The sequence below is a fragment of the Streptomyces sp. NPDC002809 genome, assembly GCF_040295435.1.
Classification (GTDB): Bacteria; Actinomycetota; Actinomycetes; order Streptomycetales; family Streptomycetaceae; genus Streptomyces.
This window is the reverse complement of the sequence record NZ_JBEOVJ010000010.1, coordinates 1-14,394: the sequence shown is the minus strand read 5'-3', so window position 1 is coordinate 14,394 and position 14,394 is coordinate 1. Positions and strand designations below refer to the sequence as shown.

The 14,394-nt window shown below is 69.9% G+C and carries 14 protein-coding genes; 6 read left to right on the top strand and 8 right to left on the bottom strand.

The genetic code is table 11. From position 1 onward, the window contains the following. Positions 1 to 54: 54 nt before the first annotated feature. Positions 55 to 963 (bottom strand): aminoglycoside phosphotransferase family protein, encoded by a 909-nt coding sequence (locus ABT025_RS08945; protein ID WP_350991498.1) that lies wholly within the window; start codon positions 961 to 963, stop codon positions 55 to 57. 64 nt (positions 964 to 1,027) lie between these two features. Here ABT025_RS08945 and ABT025_RS08940 point away from each other — a divergent pair, with 64 nt between their 5' ends. Together ABT025_RS08940 and ABT025_RS08935 are read left to right on the top strand one after the other, a co-directional pair. Next, positions 1,028 to 1,198, top strand: coding sequence for a hypothetical protein (locus ABT025_RS08940; protein WP_350991496.1), 171 nt, complete (start codon positions 1,028 to 1,030; stop codon positions 1,196 to 1,198). 76 nt (positions 1,199 to 1,274) lie between these two features. Further along, positions 1,275 to 2,303, top strand: a complete 1,029-nt coding sequence (locus ABT025_RS08935) for a S66 family peptidase (protein ID WP_350991494.1) — start codon at positions 1,275 to 1,277, stop codon at positions 2,301 to 2,303. Between the two features lie 23 nt (positions 2,304 to 2,326). On the opposite strand, the gene ABT025_RS08930 is transcribed toward ABT025_RS08935, so the two are convergent. Both ABT025_RS08930 and ABT025_RS08925 read right to left on the bottom strand, forming a co-directional pair. After that, complete coding sequence (locus ABT025_RS08930; protein WP_350991489.1) at positions 2,327 to 2,527, bottom strand: DUF397 domain-containing protein; 201 nt, start codon at positions 2,525 to 2,527, stop codon at positions 2,327 to 2,329. Then, positions 2,524 to 3,348 carry a helix-turn-helix domain-containing protein gene (locus tag ABT025_RS08925; RefSeq protein WP_350991487.1) on the bottom strand — a complete coding sequence of 275 codons (825 nt, stop codon included), beginning with the start codon at positions 3,346 to 3,348 and terminating at the stop codon, positions 2,524 to 2,526. Before ABT025_RS08925 ends, ABT025_RS08930 begins: the two co-directional genes overlap by 4 nt. 139 nt (positions 3,349 to 3,487) lie before the next feature. Between ABT025_RS08925 and ABT025_RS08920 the strand changes: the two genes are divergently transcribed. Next, entirely contained in the window at positions 3,488 to 3,796 is a 309-nt protein-coding gene (locus tag ABT025_RS08920; protein WP_350991485.1) for a hypothetical protein, read from the top strand. Positions 3,797 to 3,924: 128 nt separating this feature from the next. Beyond that, the gene (locus ABT025_RS08915) at positions 3,925 to 5,040 is read left to right on the top strand and encodes an ADP-ribosylglycohydrolase family protein (protein WP_350991483.1); all 1,116 of its coding nucleotides are present in this window, start codon (positions 3,925 to 3,927) and stop codon (positions 5,038 to 5,040) included. A 167-nt stretch (positions 5,041 to 5,207) separates the two neighbouring features. Here the strand turns inward: ABT025_RS08915 and ABT025_RS08910 are convergent, their stop codons facing one another. Both ABT025_RS08910 and ABT025_RS08905 read right to left on the bottom strand, forming a co-directional pair. Then, positions 5,208 to 6,779 carry a sodium:solute symporter family protein gene (locus tag ABT025_RS08910; RefSeq protein WP_350991481.1) on the bottom strand — a complete coding sequence of 524 codons (1,572 nt, stop codon included), beginning with the start codon at positions 6,777 to 6,779 and terminating at the stop codon, positions 5,208 to 5,210. Between the two features lie 380 nt (positions 6,780 to 7,159). Continuing rightward, complete coding sequence (locus tag ABT025_RS08905) at positions 7,160 to 7,942, bottom strand: SDR family oxidoreductase (RefSeq protein ID WP_350991479.1); 783 nt, start codon at positions 7,940 to 7,942, stop codon at positions 7,160 to 7,162. Between the two features lie 79 nt (positions 7,943 to 8,021). On the opposite strand from ABT025_RS08905, the gene ABT025_RS08900 reads away from it, so the two are divergent. Further along, positions 8,022 to 8,891: a hypothetical protein gene (locus tag ABT025_RS08900; RefSeq protein WP_350991477.1), complete on the top strand. Its 870-nt coding sequence runs from the start codon at positions 8,022 to 8,024 to the stop codon at positions 8,889 to 8,891. A 143-nt stretch (positions 8,892 to 9,034) separates the two neighbouring features. On the opposite strand, the gene ABT025_RS08895 is transcribed toward ABT025_RS08900, so the two are convergent. The 3 genes from ABT025_RS08895 to ABT025_RS08885 form a co-directional block, all read right to left on the bottom strand. Then, positions 9,035 to 9,241, bottom strand: coding sequence for a DUF397 domain-containing protein (locus ABT025_RS08895; protein ID WP_350991475.1), 207 nt, complete (start codon positions 9,239 to 9,241; stop codon positions 9,035 to 9,037). Between the two features lie 243 nt (positions 9,242 to 9,484). Continuing rightward, positions 9,485 to 10,354, bottom strand: coding sequence for a helix-turn-helix domain-containing protein (locus ABT025_RS08890; RefSeq protein WP_350991473.1), 870 nt, complete (start codon positions 10,352 to 10,354; stop codon positions 9,485 to 9,487). A 254-nt stretch (positions 10,355 to 10,608) separates the two neighbouring features. After that, on the bottom strand, positions 10,609 to 11,331 hold the full coding sequence (locus tag ABT025_RS08885; RefSeq protein ID WP_350991471.1) for a GOLPH3/VPS74 family protein: 723 nt from the start codon (positions 11,329 to 11,331) through the stop codon (positions 10,609 to 10,611). 164 nt (positions 11,332 to 11,495) lie between these two features. Here ABT025_RS08885 and ABT025_RS08880 point away from each other — a divergent pair, with 164 nt between their 5' ends. Next, positions 11,496 to 14,276: a serine hydrolase gene (locus ABT025_RS08880; RefSeq protein ID WP_350991469.1), complete on the top strand. Its 2,781-nt coding sequence runs from the start codon at positions 11,496 to 11,498 to the stop codon at positions 14,274 to 14,276. Positions 14,277 to 14,394 lie beyond the last annotated feature (118 nt).

The following is a 14,394-nucleotide window of genomic DNA, read 5'->3' as shown; positions in this document are numbered from 1 at the left end:
CGGAGAGGGCGGCCGAACTGCCGCCGGCCACCGCCGTGCGAACCGGCGGGCCGGTCAGCCGAAGGAGTCGTGATCGGCCAGGACCGCCTCGATCACCCGCAGTTCGCCGTTCGCCCGTTCCGGATCCGTACCGACGAACTCCGTCAGGTTCAGCAGCGCCTTCCACAGGGCCCAGCCCCGGGCCCGCGCCCAGGTGCCGTCGTCCTGGCCGACCGCGCGCCGGAAAGACTCCCGGCTGTCGCCCGAGAACATCCCCCACGCGATCACCAGGTCACAGGCCGGGTCGCCGACGCCCGACGTGCCGAAGTCGATGACGGCCGCGAGCTCGCCGTCGTCGACCAGAAGGTTGCCGGAAGCGATGTCGCCGTGGAACCACACGGGTTCCCCGTGCCACTCGGCGGCCAGGGCGGCTTCCCAGACCGCGCGTGCCCGGGCCGTGTCGACACGGCCCGCGAGCGCGGCCAGGCAGCGCCGGGTCTCCTCGTCGTAGTGGGCGGGCGACGCGCCCCGGAACCAGCTGTGCTCCCCGGCGAGGGGACCGCCCGTCGCGTCGCAGCGCTGCAGGGCCAGGACGAAGCCGGCCACCTGGACCGCGAACGGTGAGAGATCGTCGATACGGGCCCGAGCGGCGGTCTCGCCCCGCAGCCAGCGCCGGACCGACCACGGGTACGGATAGCCCTCGCCCGGAGCGCCCAGGGCGAGCACCGGGGGCACGGCGACCGGCAGAGTCGGGGCGAGGCGCGGCAGCCAGTGGTGCTCCTTCTCCACTGCCGGTACGTAGCCGACGGCGGTGGGCAGCCGGGCCGTCATCGCGTCGCCGAGGCGATAGGTCCGGTTGTCCCAGCCGTCGACCTCGACGGGTGTCACGGGAAGCCCGCTCCACTGGGGGAACTGGGCGTCGATCAGGCGCTTCACGAGCGCGGCGTCGATGCCGGCGCGACCGTCGGGGTGGGGGGATGCCATCGGGCGATCATCGCTCCGGACGGCCGGGCGGCACAACGAGATTTTCGCCGCCCACCCCGGAGTCGTGCTGCCCGGGACGCCGCGGCCTCCGGCCCCGGAAGCCGCGGGCGCGACGGCTCTGCTGTGGGCGGCCAGGGCCCTGTCGGCGGCCCAGGCGCAACACGTGGCCGAACTGGTCGGCTCCCTGCGCGGGGACACCCGTGCCGAGTACCGCCTCGACCTGCCCGGGTGGTGACACCTGCCGGCACCCGCCCGGCGATTGCCCGGAATCGGATGGAAGCCACCACGTCGGGCGTGCCATGATCCCGCGCATGACAGTTCGATATCCACGTCCTTTGTGTCCCGGTGACCGAGTCGGCATCACTTCCCCTTCGAGCGGGGTCCCGACCGATCTTCGCGCCCGATTCGACGTGGCCGTGCGGGATGTGGAGGCCCGGGGGTACGAGGTGGTTGTCGGCCAGTGCATGGACGGCGCCGGTCATGTCAGTGCTCCCGCGGCCGAGCGCGCCGGCGAACTGATGGCCATGCTGACGGATCCGGGCATCAGGGCGGTGGTGCCGCCCTGGGGCGGGGAGATGGCGATCGACGTGCTGCCCCTGCTCGACTGGGACCGGTTGCGTGACGCCGAGCCGACCTGGCTGGTCGGTTTCTCCGACATGTCGACCGTTCTGACGCCGCTCACCCTCCTCACCGGGGCAGCGACCCTGCACGGCAACAACCTGATGGACACGCCCTACCGGGCGCCCGAGGGACTCCTGTCGTGGCTCGACATCGCCGCAGCTCCGCAGGGGCACCGATTCACACAGTCCCCGCCCAACCGCCACCGCGCCACGGGCTGGGACGACTACCGTGCCCGGCCCGAGGTGAGCGAGTTCACGCTCGATACGCCGGGCAGGTGGACCAGGCTGGACTCCGACGGTGACGTGGAGGTCGAAGGACGCCTGATCGGGGGGTGTATCGAGACACTCTGCAACCTCACGGGAACGGGCTACCTGGACACCTCCGCCTTCGCGCGGGCCCATGCCCCGGAGGGGCTCCTCGTCTATGTGGAGGCGGGCGGCGACGAGGCCCTCACCATCTGCAGGAACCTGCACGGGATGCGCCTGGCCGGCTTCTTCGACGCGGCGAACGCGGTCCTCGTCGCCCGGACCTCGGCACCGGACGCCGCCTCGCTCACCCAGCGCGAAGCCGTTCTCGACGCGCTGGGCCCGTTGAACGTCCCGATCATCGCCGATGTCGAGTGCGGGCACGTGCCGCCGTACCTGCCCCTCGTCAACGGAGCGCGCGCCCGGGTCGTACACACCCCGACCCGGAGCGAACTGACCCAGACCCTGGACTGACGCCCAGAGCCGGCCGGCCGTTGTCAGTGCCCGGCCGCGTACTCCACGAACGCGGACCAGGCGGCCGGCCCGAAGACGAGCGCGGGTCCGGCGGGCATCTTGCTGTCGCGGACGGGGACGAGGGCGGGGAAGGTGTCCGAGACCTCGACGCAGTTGTTGGCGCCGCCGTCGCTGTAGCTGGACTTGTTCCAGGTCGCGGTGGAGAGGTCGGGGGTACGGCTCATGATCTGTGCTCCTCCAGGACACCCCTGATGAACGCGGTGGAATCCGGCGGGGGCAGCGCCAGATCCCGGAGCCGATCGTAGGACAGCCGGTAGCGCGTCACGGCGGCCGGATCCTCGATCAACTCCGCGCATCCGTTGCCTTCCGTATAGGCAACGGCGCTCGCGTCGTCCTGCCAGAGCAACGTCAGCGAACCGTCCATCAGATGGTGCGCCCCGGCGGCGAAGGGCATGACCTGAAGGACGACGGAGGCTGTCTCGCCCATGTCGAGCAGATGCGTCAGCTGTTCGTCCCACGCCTTGGGGTCCGCGACCGGCCGCCGGAGCGCGTACTCGTCCATGATGATCCGTACGGACGGGGCCGGTTTACGGTGCAGCAGTTGCTGGCGCCCCATGCGGGCTATGACCTGTTCCTCCACCAACTCGGCCTCGGTGGAGCTTTCCTGGGCGCCGGACAACAGCTCCCGTGCCACCTCCTCCGTCTGGAGCAGGCCCGGGATGCCGAGAGTGAAGAGGTGCATGATGCGAGCCGTCGGCTCCAGCCGCATGAACTCCTTGTACCGGTCCTTGAAGACCTCCTTGCGCGCCACCTTCCAGAGCTGCACCAGCAGGCCCCCGGAGTCGTAGAACCGGTCCAGGTCCTCCATCACCGCGAGCTTGGAGAGGCGTTGGCTCACCTCCAGGCGGTAGAGGTAGCTCTTGTCGTAGCGGGTCTTCTCGGCGAGCTGGCCGAGGGAGAGCCCCGCCTTCTCGCGTAAGTACCGAAGGGCGCGGCCGAGCGCGGCGCGGCCCGACTCCTCGTCCGTGGGGGTGAGTTCGGTCATCGGCGGCCCTCCGTTGTCCTGCGCGCGGGCAATCGTGTCGTCCTGTCCGAGCGTACGGCGGGCGCGTAATCATCGGGGCACGATCCGTCACCGTCACCCGTCGGTGGGACGCAGCGCCCGCCGGCCGTCAGGAGCAGTCATGGCCGACCTTCCTCCCCGCCTCCTTCCCTGGGCCTCCCCGGAGGGCAAACCGTGCTGGCTCAGCACCGACGATCCCGGGAGCCTGATGTCACGGCTGGCCGATGACATGGAGGAGGAGCAGATCGAGTGCGGCGAGCAGGTGCGGGCAGGGTCGCGGGCCGTGCTGGCGGACCGGGCGGCGGGGGAGCGGGCAGTACGGTTCGCACTCACCCGGGCCACGGAGTCGCTGGGGGATCTGCTGCGGATCGCGCACAGCAGGGGGCACCGGATGCAGCGGGAATCCCCGGAGAATGCCGCGCAAAACTGAACCGAACCAGCAACTTCGTACATACCGTTCCGCCCCCGTCGGCCCCGTGGCCGTTCGATTACAGTGCTGCGCAGTTACCACGTAGTCGCACACGGAAACGGACCGACCGGGAGACGGGAAGGGGCACGGTGAGCTCAGGGAACACAGCTGTCTGGGGCCGTGCCGAGCAGCAGGACTTCCGCGGCCGGGTACGCGGCGCACTGCTCGGCGGTGCCATCGGCGACGCGCTCGGCGCGGGCGTCAGCGGGCTCACGCTGGAGGAGATCCGCGAGGCCCACGGCGCCGACGCCGTCACCGACTTCGTCCCCGCGCACGGCGGCCGCGGCCACGTCACCGCCGTCACCCAGCTCACCCTGTTCACCGTCGACGGGCTGATACGCGCCCAGGTCCGCCGCGACACCGGCGCCTGGCACCCGCCCACCGATGTGCACCAGGCCCATCTGCGCTGGGCCGCCACCCAGCACGACTGGGGGCCCGACGAACGGCGCAAGGACAACGGCTGGCTCGCCGGGCAGGAGTGGCTCTACAGCCGCCGCGCGCCCACCCGGGAGTGCCTGGGCGGCCTCGGGGACACCGTCATGGGCAGCCTCGACCGGCCGAAGAACCCCACCGCGCACGACTCGGCCGCGCTCACCCGCTCCGCCCCGTTCGGACTGCTCGTCGGCTGGGAGCCGCAGCTCGTGTTCCAACTGGCCGTCGAGTGCGCCGCGCAGACCCACGGCCACCCCACCGCCCTGCTCTCCGCGGGCGCCCTCGCCGTCATGGTGCACGGGCTGGCGCGCGCCGAGTCGCTGGACGGTTCCGTGCAGCACGCGCTGGGGCTGCTCGCCGAACGGCCGGGCCACGAGCCGGTCACCGAGGCGCTCCAGCAGGCCCTCGGCACCGTGCGCCAGGGCATTCCCGGGCCCGCCCTCATCGAGTCGCTGGGCGCCACGGACTCCGCCGAGGAGGTCCTCGCCGTGGCCGTGTACTGCGCCCTGGTCGGCGAGGACATCCGGCACGGGCTGCGGCTGGCCGTGAACCACGGTGGGCCATCCGCTGCCACCGGGGCCCTGTGCGGGGCGCTGCTCGGCGCGCTGCACGGCGAGACCGCGCTGCCGCCGGCCTGGCTTGCCGAGCTGGAAGGGCGCGCCACGCTCCTGGAGCTCGCCGACGACTTCGCCATGGAGATGACGCAGGGGCCCGCCCTGCACGGCCCGGCCGCCGCCGCACCGGGCTGGCTGGCCCGCTACCCGCGCGGCTGAACCCGGGAACAGGCCGAATCCGGACACAGGTTGAGCCCCGGACACAGGTTGAGTCCCGGGAACGGGCTGAGCCCCGGGAAGAGGTTGAGTCCCGGGAACGGGCTGGGGCGGGGCTACGGAAGCCGCCGCATCCGTAACCCCGCCCCAACCCCGTACAGCCGCAGGCGTCAGTCCTTCACGCCCTCCACGACCGCCACGTCCTCGGGAACGCGCTGGCCCGGCAGGGGCGCACCGGTCGACGAGTCCCCGCCGTCCGTGTTGATCTGCTCGATGATCGCGTCGCGCTCCGGGGTGTCCTCCGGCTTGATGAAGCCGATGGCGATGTAGAGCACCAGTGAGATCGCCAGCGGCAGTGCCACCTGGTACTGCAGGGCGACGTCCGTCTTCACCGAACCGTCGAAGTTGTAGTTGGTGAAGTAGAACGCCAGCAGGCCCGCCGCCCAGCTGGTGAGTGCGGCCGTCGGTCCCGACTTGCGGAACCTGCGCAGCAGACCCAGCATGAACGGGATCGCGATCGGCCCCATCAGGCCGGCGACCCACTTGATGACGACCGAGATGATGTCCTTGAACGTGGGCGAGTTGATCTGGGTCGCCAGCGCCATGGACAGGCCGAGGAAGCCGAGCGTGGAGAGCCGTGCCGCCATCAGGCCGGCGCGGTCGCTCCAGTTGCGGGCCGCCTTGGAGAAGACCGGGGCGATGTCGCGGGTGAAGACGGCCGCGATGGCGTTGGCGTCCGAGGAGCACATGGCCATCGTGTGCGAGAAGAAGCCGACGACGACCAGGCCCAGCAGACCGTGCGGCAGCAGCTGCTCGGTCATCAGCGCGTAGCTGTCCGAGGCGTCCGGCTTCTGGGCGTCGACGAGCAGCGGGGCGCACCACATCGGGAAGAACAGGACCGTCGGCCAGACCAGCCACAGGATGGCGGAGAGCCGCGCCGAGCGGGTCGCGGAGGCGGCGGAGTCCGTGGCCATGTAGCGCTGGGCCTGGTTCCACATGCCGCCGTTGTACTCGAAGGTCTTGATGAACAGGTACGCCAGCAGGAAGGTCACGGTGTACGGCCCGGCCGTCGGGTCCGTGTGGCCCTCGGGCAGCTTGTCCCAGACCGTCCACAGGGTGCTGAAGCCGTCGAGCTTGCTCATCGCGGTGACGAGCATCGCGATACCGGCGAAGAGCTGGATGACGAACTGCCCCAGCTCCGTGAGCGCGTCGGCCCACAGGCCGCCGACCGTGCAGTAGACGGCCGTGATGAGGCCGGTGATGAAGATGCCCTGGGTCAGGGTGATGCCCGTGAAGACGGAGAGCAGGGTGGCGATGGCCGCCCACTTGGCGCCGACGTCCACGATCTTCAGCAGCAGGCCGGACCAGGCGAGCGCCTGCTGGGTCTGGATGTTGTAGCGGTTCTTCAGGTATTCGAGCGGTGAGGCGACGTGCAGCCGTGAGCGCAGCCGGTTGAGCCGGGGCGCGAAGAGCTTTGCGCCGATCCCGATGCCGATGGCGATGGGGAGCGACCACGTCACGAAGGACGTGACGCCGTACTGGTACGCGATGCCGGCGTAGCCGGTGAACATCACGGCGCTGTAGCCGGACATGTGGTGCGAGATGCCGGAAAGCCACCACGGCATCTTGCCGCCGGCCGTGAAGAAGTCGCTGACGTTGTCCACACGCTTGTGGGACCAGAGTCCGATCGCGATCATCACGCCGAAGTAGCCGATGAGCACGACCCAGTCGAGACTGTTCATGTGCCCCCTCCTGGGGTCCGCCTTGTGAACGGGTACGCACTTCGTCAGTACGGCCGCTCAGCGGTGCCCCCGTGCGGGAGCGGGGACTTCGGGGATTGAACCGCCTGTTCGGCACCTCGGTCAAGGTCTCCAGCGGTCAGGGATGTGAACACCGATCAGTAAGTCGAACGATTTTACTCGTTCTTGACCCACGGGGGCGTTGTCGTGAACGTGACGACGGCCACACGATGAGCGGGCACTTCGTCAGGCTGTGCAGAGAAGGCAAGAGAAGGTCCAGGAGCGCCGAAGAGCACAGAAAGACCGCACGGGATGCGGGTCCCGTGCGGCCGAGAAGGAGGAGAACCGAACGTGCCGAACTCCCTGCGAAGCGCGCCCGCGCGTCAGCGCATCAGCTCGCCGGCGTTGACCAGCAGGGACTGCCCGGTGATCGCCCGTGCCCGGTCGGAGGCCAGGAAGACCGCGGCCTCCGCCACGTCGCCGTCCGTGGCCAGCTCGGGCAGTGCCATGCGTTCCGTGAGCCTCCCCAGTACCTCGGACTCTGGCACCGACTCGGTGCGCGCCGTGAACTGCACGTAGGCCTGCACCGGCGGCCCCCACATCCAGCCCGGCAGCACGGTGTTCACGCGGATCCGGTGCGGTCCGAACTCCCGGGCCATGGAGTACATCGCCGAGGTGAGAGCGCCCTTGGAGGCCGCGTACGCCGCCTGCTGCACCTGTGACGGCGCCGCGACCGCGGACTGTGTGCCGATGACGACGACCGATCCGCCTCGCTCCTTGAGGGCGGGCAGGCAGGCGCGCGTCATCCGCAGGGTGCCCAGCAGGTTGACGTCGACGACCGCCTTCCAGGTGTCCAGATCGGCATCCTCGACGCCGCCGAAGTAGCTGTCCCAGGCGGCGACATGGACCACGGCGTCGACCCGCCCGAACCGCTCGACGGCCAGCGCCGCGAGCGCCTCGCACTGCGTCTCGTCGGTGATGTCGGTGGCCAGATGGGCGGTGTGCAGCCCTTCCGGATCGATCCCGGCGGCCGACTTCGCGAGATTGGCCGCGGTGCGTGCCCCGAGCACCGCGTTCCCCCCGTCGCGCACGACCGTGGCGGCGATCTGATGCCCGAGCCCGGCGCCCACCCCGGACACGATGACGGTCTTCCCCGCGAGCAACATGGGCGCCTCCCGGCTCTGGCAGTTCTTCTGACGGGGCGTCAGAGTAGGTCCCTCCGGCGGAGTACGGAAGGGGAACGGCATGGGCGAGGAAGTAAAGGGCGAGGGGACGCGGGGTGGCGGGACGCGGAGCGACACCTACGCCGAGCTGGCCGCGCTGGGGCCGTACGGGGTCCATCCCGGCCACGCGCTGATCACCATGGTGGAGCCGCACCCGGGCCACGAGTTCGCGTACAACCGATGGTACGAAGATGATCATTACTACGCGGGCGCGATGGCCATGCCCTGGATGTTCTCCGGCCGGCGCTGGGTCGCCACGCGGGAGCTCCAGGAGCTGCGCTACCCGGACAAGTCGGCGATCGCCCAGCCGGTCGGGGCCGGGTGCTATCTGTCCACGTACTGGGTGACGGACGGGCGCTACGACGACCACATGAAGTGGACCGTCGGCATCAACAAGCGGCTCAACCGGGACGGCCGGGTCTACCAGGACCGTACGCACGTCTTCACGGCGTTCCAGGACCACGAGGCGACGGTCTACCGGGACGGGGCCGCGGGGCCCCGGGACTTCCACGCCCTCGACCATCCCTACCGCGGACTGGTCCTGGAGGTCATCGACGCCGAAGGGCCCGCTCAGCGGGCCGAGTTGCTTGAGTGGCTGCGCTCCCGGCATCTGCCGAAGCGGCTGAGCGGGTCGCCCGCGGCGATGGTGACGGTGTTCCGTCCCACGCCGTTGCCGGGCGACCGCATGACCTATGTGAAGCAGGTCGAGGGCGTCGACACCCGGCTGACCCTGCTCTGGTTCCTCCAGGAGGATCCGCGGGACTGCTGGGCGGAGCATTTCGCCGGGCTCGACGCGACGGTTGCGGAATCGGGTCTGGGGCGGGTGGAGCTGGTGGCGCCGTTCATTCCGACCGTGCCGGGCACGGACCGGTATGTGGATCAACTGCGCTGAGATGTCCGGCGGTTGACGCCGTGCGGTGTTCCCGTTACCCGGATGTGCGCGGAGAGCCCTCTCGGCCAGGACGGCGAGCCGGACGAGAGGGCTACCGGCAGCACCTGAAGGGGTGCGGCAGTGCGGGGTAAGGGAAGCATCGGTCAGGCGTTGACGGAGCCCTTGGCGACATCACGCACGAATGCGGTCCACGCGCCGGGGACGAAGGTGAGCGAAGGGCCTTCGGGGGCCTTCGAGTCACGTACGGCGATCGCCTGCACAAGAGGGGACTTGACTTCGACGCAGGCGCCGTTGCCCCCGGAATACGACGACTTCGTCCAGTTGTCCGTAGCACCCTGACGAATGGCCATGTTCACTCCGGTTCAGAGAGTTGTGTGAGCGCCATCGGATTTCCCGGTGGCGTGATCGACGCTACTCGCCAAGCTCCCTGCGTGAAGGGGCCATTCACTCGACCGGATGGTATATACCATGCAGGTCTTCCGCTACGAGGTGGCGACGGTGTACCGTGCCGTCGCCTCACCCGTAGCATCGCTTCATTTCCCTCATACCGGACTTTGTGGGCTGGCTGGTTTACGCGCCCGTACGGCCGGAGTTCATGCCGTGTTCAGACGGGTGTACCCCTTTGCGATCCCGTCGATGAAATGCCGGGTCTGCTCCACGTTCAGGGCCTGGGCCCTCAGGTGCTCGTACATGACGCTGTACCGCTGGACGTCATTCGCCTTCTCCAGATAGAGGTCGCTGGTGACGCCCTCGATATAGACCACGCTGGAATCGGCGGCGTCCGGAAATTCCAGAATGGCGTACTGCCCGTTGATGCCCGGGTGAGCCCCCATGTCGAACGGCAGCACCTGGACGGTCACGTGCGGCAGGTGGGACAGCTCCACCAGGCGTTCCAGCTGCTCGATCATCACCTGCTTGCCGCCGACCAGCCGGCGCAGCGCGGACTCGTCGATGACCGCCCACAGCCGCAGCGGCTGCTCGGGGGTGGTGATCCGGTCCTGGCGGCGCGAACGGACGCTGACGCGCTTGTCGATGTCCGACTGCGGGGCCTCCGGCAGTGCGCCCTTGATCAGCGCCTCGGCGTACTGCCGGGTCTGCAGCAGGCCGGGGATCACCTGGGGTTCGTACACCCGCAGCGACTCGGCATCGGTCTCCAGGCCGATGTAGACGCTGTACGGGATGTCGCCGAAGGCGTGCCACCAGCCCTGCTGGCGGGAGTCCTTGGCCATCTGCATGAGCGAGTCGACGACCCGGACGTCCTCGACCTCGTACACCCCGCAGAGGTCGCGTACGTCGCGCTGGCTGATGGAACGGCGGCCGTTCTCCAGGCGGCTGATCTTGGACTGCGAGACCAGCAGGCGCTCCGCGACCTCCTCGGCCGTCATGCCCTTGATCTCGCGCAGTCGGCGCAATTCCTGACCCAACCGGCGTCGCCTGACGGTGGGATTGACGTTGGACGGCACGGAAACGGCACCTCCGGCTATGTAGCTGTGCGTATCTACTGCTCAGCAGATTGCCACCCGAGCCCCCGGCCGCGCTGGGAAACGGCCACACGCAGCGGCGCGGGGCAGCCGGTGGTACCGGCTGCCCCGCGCTTGGTGCGGCTCCCGAACCGGGTCTTGGGGACGACGGTGCGGCGGTATTCGGTTGTTGCGGTGATGCCTTGCGGTGCGAGTGGTGCCGGGCGTGCGGGTGCTGCGCCGGCGCCCGTGCGGTCCTAGTGGGCCGCCGTGTGCGCCATGCTGTCGCGGCGTGACTGCGACTGCACTTGCTGTTGCAACGGAACTCCGGCCGCCTGGTTGCGGCGCGGTTGTGCGACCGCCCCGTTCTGGACGTCCATCACGGCGTGCGCCACGAGACCGCCCATCGGGTCGTGTCTGATCAGGTCCCGGAGCCGGGAGCGCGAGGAGCGCCCCTCGTTTCCGGGGTACAGGTGCTTGCCGAGTCCGACCGCGTGGGCCAGTGCGGCAAGCGCCGCGGTCCGCGGGTCCGGCGGTACGCCGGTGCGGATCGCACTGTCCAGCCTGGTTCTGATGTCCCGGCTGATTGCCGTGTCCGTCGCCTGGTAGCGAGTCGTCGGCAGCACTCCGCACATCTGGCCCGCCACGGCATGCACCATGCCGCACCGCTCCAGATGAGCGAGGTAAATCTGGCGGAGCCCCAGCCGGGGTCCGCCGATCCAGTGGACGGCCCGGACCGGGCTGCCGCGTCTGCGCAGCAGTTCCAGTGCGGAGTCCAGAGTCGGATCTCCTGTCGGCCGTGGCATCACCACGGCGATACGATCCCCATCAGGGGCTATCCGTCCTGCCAGAGCCAGCTCTACTAGCTGGGCCCCGGCAAGGCCGAGGTCGAGCGACTGCGGCTGCGCTGTGGTACCCGTGGTCGGGTCCAGAGCGAGCAGCAAAAGCTCCTCCGGAATTGTTCTGCGGCTCCTGCCCATCCATGCCTCCCCGCGTGGATGAGTGACAGGGTGACCCCTCTCACATCTGTCTGTCGAGAGCGCCTGGGTGCTTTGTACGGGAACCAGTAGGTATGTCGTTCTCGTCTAGCAGCCCGGACATGGGTTCACACGGGACACTGGTAGACGGTTCGGACAGCGCGGGGATGTCCCCGCGCCGCATGGAGGAGGCATCGGTGGCGGGCGAGTCCCCCGACAAGTCGGAGCAGCAGAAGTCGTCGGGAACGACTCGGAGCGAGGCTGATCCGCGGCTTGCCGTGTTCCGTGAACCCGCCTCTCCGGCGGAGTCCGGAGGCGGTGTGGACACGGCGACGGCCGTCTTCCGCACGCAGCGGTCCGCGCCGGAGGCGGAGGACGCCGATGGCGGAGCCGTGGCCGAGGCCGCGGCGGACGCGGATGCCGGTGCAGATGCGGCCGTTGCCGGTGATGTGGATGTCGCCGCCGACGCGGATGCGGATGCCGGGGTCGCCGAGGGCGACGTGGCGGACGGAGCCGAAGGGGCCGCTTCGAGCGGCTCCGCCGAAAACGACGGCGTGACCGCCAAGGAGCCTGGGGCCGCTGCGGGCACGGCGGGGGCCGCGGAGCCCACGGAAGGCTCTGAGAGCCCGGTGAAGGCCCCTGAGGCCGGTCCGGGCGCTGCGGAGGCGCCCGTGGAGCCTGCGGAGCCTGTGGAGCCCGCTGAGGGGGCCGGGCCCGTCGGCGCCGCCGAGCCCGACGCGACCGACGAACCCGAGGCATCCGATCCGGCCGACGAGCCGGAGAAGACCGACGAGCCGGAGAAGACCGACGAGCCGGGGAAGACCGACGAGCCGGGGAAGACCGACGAGCCGACGAAGGCCGTCGAGCCGGAGGCATCCGATCCGGCCGACGAGCCGGAGAAGACCGACGCATCCGATCCGGCCGACAAGCCCGAGAACGCCGACAAGCCCGAGAACGCCGACGAGCCCGAGAAGGCTGTCGAGCCCGGGGGCGGCGACGCGCGGCTGCGTGCAGCCGTTGCCGCATGGGTGTCCAAGGACGAAGACGCGAAGAGCGACGCACCCGGTGCCGACGCCTCCGGGCCTGCCGCTCCCGAGGCCCACGACGCCTCCGCCGCGGAGCCGGACGGTGAAGACGAGGAGCCCGCAGACGAGGCCTCCGCCGAAGAGGCCGCTGCTGTCGTGCCCTCCACCGACGACGACTCCTCCGACGTTGCCTCCACCGACGACGACTCCTCCTCCGACGATGCCTCCACCGCCGAAGACTCCACCGACCGCGACGCCCCGGACAGCGCTTCCGGGGCACGCGTTCCGCGGACCCGTGAGGAGGCCGGTGGCGAGGCGCGGCCCGCTGAGGACGAGCGCGGGATCGACCAGGCGACGGCCGTCTTCAAGGCGCCGAAGCTGCCCCGTGTCGACCAGCCCACGACCGCGCTGAAGATCACCCCGCCCCCGGCGGAGGCGAAGCCGGGGACCGGGACCCGGCCGGAGTCCCCTGCCGAGCGGACCAGCAAGTTCGTACCGCTGCGTGCGGACGACGTACGGCCGGCTCCCGCACCCCGCACACCGGAGGCACCCGCGCCCGCGCCGTCCGGCGCCGGTGGCCTGCCGCCCGCCGCGTCGCTCAGTGGTGCCGAGCGGACCCGGCAGCAGCCGATGCCGCCCCGGCCGCCGCTCGACCTGCTGGCGGAGCTGACGAACACCCCGCCGCCGCCGGAGACCCCGGTCCGCACGGCCGTGCGCCGGGTCAAGATCTGGACCCCGCTGGTTCTCCTGCTGCTCATCGTGTTTGCGATCGTGCAGATGGTGCGCCCGTTGCCGGCCCCCGTACTCACGATGACGGCGGAATCGTCGTACGCCTTCAAGGGCGGCGACCTGAACCTCTCCTGGCCGGAGCAGGGGCAGTCGGCGGTCACCGTCGACGGTGTCGGCTCGATGGGTTCGTCGGGAGCGCAGAAGCCGGCGCCCATCGCCAGCGTCGCCAAGATCATGACGGCGTACGTGGTGCTCAAGGAGCACCCGCTCACCGGCAAGGAGCAGGGCGAGAAGATCACCGTCGACCAGCAGGCGGAGGACGAGTCCAAGATCGACGGCGAGTCCACCGCGCCGATCGCCAAGGGGCAGCAGTTCACCGAGAAGCAGATGCTGCAACTCCTGATGATCCCGTCCGGGAACAACGCCGCGCGTCTCTTCGCCCGCTGGGACTCGTCCGAGACCGAGTTCATCGCGAAGATGAACGCCGCGGCCAAGGACCTCGGCATGGACGGCACCACGTACACGGACCCCAGCGGTCTGAAGAAGACGACGGTCTCCACCGCCACCGACCAGCTGAAGCTGGCCAAGGCCGTGATGCAGAACGAGATCTTCCGGGAGATCGTCGACACCCCGCAGATCAAGATCGACGGCATCGACACGACGATCTACAACAACAACACGATCCTGCTGCAGCCTGGCGTGAGCGGCATCAAGACCGGCTCCTCCACGCCGGCCGGCGGCAACCTGGTCTGGTCCGCCAACACGGTCGTGGACGGCAAGAAGCTCTGGATCTACGGCGCGGTCATGGGGCAGCAGGCGGGCACCGGGCAGCCGTACGACAGCCTGGTGATCTCGCTGGACAACAGCCTCAAGCTGATCAAGGACGCGCAGAAGGCGGTGACCTCCGCCACGGTCGTCAAGAAGGGCGATGTCGTCGGATACGTCGACGACGGGTTCGGCGGCCGCACTCCGCTGGTCGCGACCGGTGACCTCAAGGCGAAGGGCTGGCCGGGGCTCAAGGTCGAGCTGTCCGTGAAGGACAACGGCAAGGAGATCTCGCGCAGCATGACGGCGGGCACGAAGGTCGGCGTGGTGACCGTGGGGACGGGCCCCGGCAAGGTCAGTACGCCGGTCGCCCTCCAGCAGGACCTGAAGGACCCGGCCTTCGGCCAGAAGCTGACCCGGATCGGCTGACGCTCCGCACCGGCCCGGTGCGTACCGGTGGTGCCCCGCGGTCTTGAACAGCACGACGCCGCCCGAGAGTGGAGTGGCGCCCACGTTGTCGCGGATCACGTTGGACCGCACCTCGGTG

Coding starts and splice junctions, on each gene's coding strand:
- ABT025_RS08945 (WP_350991498.1), bottom strand. CDS start 963: ATGGCATCCCCCCACCCCGACGGTCGCGCCGGCATCGACGCCGCGCTC.
- ABT025_RS08935 (WP_350991494.1), top strand. CDS start 1,275: ATGACAGTTCGATATCCACGTCCTTTGTGTCCCGGTGACCGAGTCGGC.
- ABT025_RS08930 (WP_350991489.1), bottom strand. CDS start 2,527: ATGAGCCGTACCCCCGACCTCTCCACCGCGACCTGGAACAAGTCCAGC.
- ABT025_RS08925 (WP_350991487.1), bottom strand. CDS start 3,348: ATGACCGAACTCACCCCCACGGACGAGGAGTCGGGCCGCGCCGCGCTC.
- ABT025_RS08920 (WP_350991485.1), top strand. CDS start 3,488: ATGGCCGACCTTCCTCCCCGCCTCCTTCCCTGGGCCTCCCCGGAGGGC.
- ABT025_RS08910 (WP_350991481.1), bottom strand. CDS start 6,779: ATGAACAGTCTCGACTGGGTCGTGCTCATCGGCTACTTCGGCGTGATG.
- ABT025_RS08905 (WP_350991479.1), bottom strand. CDS start 7,942: ATGTTGCTCGCGGGGAAGACCGTCATCGTGTCCGGGGTGGGCGCCGGG.
- ABT025_RS08900 (WP_350991477.1), top strand. CDS start 8,022: ATGGGCGAGGAAGTAAAGGGCGAGGGGACGCGGGGTGGCGGGACGCGG.
- ABT025_RS08895 (WP_350991475.1), bottom strand. CDS start 9,241: ATGGCCATTCGTCAGGGTGCTACGGACAACTGGACGAAGTCGTCGTAT.
- ABT025_RS08885 (WP_350991471.1), bottom strand. CDS start 11,331: ATGGGCAGGAGCCGCAGAACAATTCCGGAGGAGCTTTTGCTGCTCGCT.
- ABT025_RS08880 (WP_350991469.1), top strand. CDS start 11,496: ATGTCCCCGCGCCGCATGGAGGAGGCATCGGTGGCGGGCGAGTCCCCC.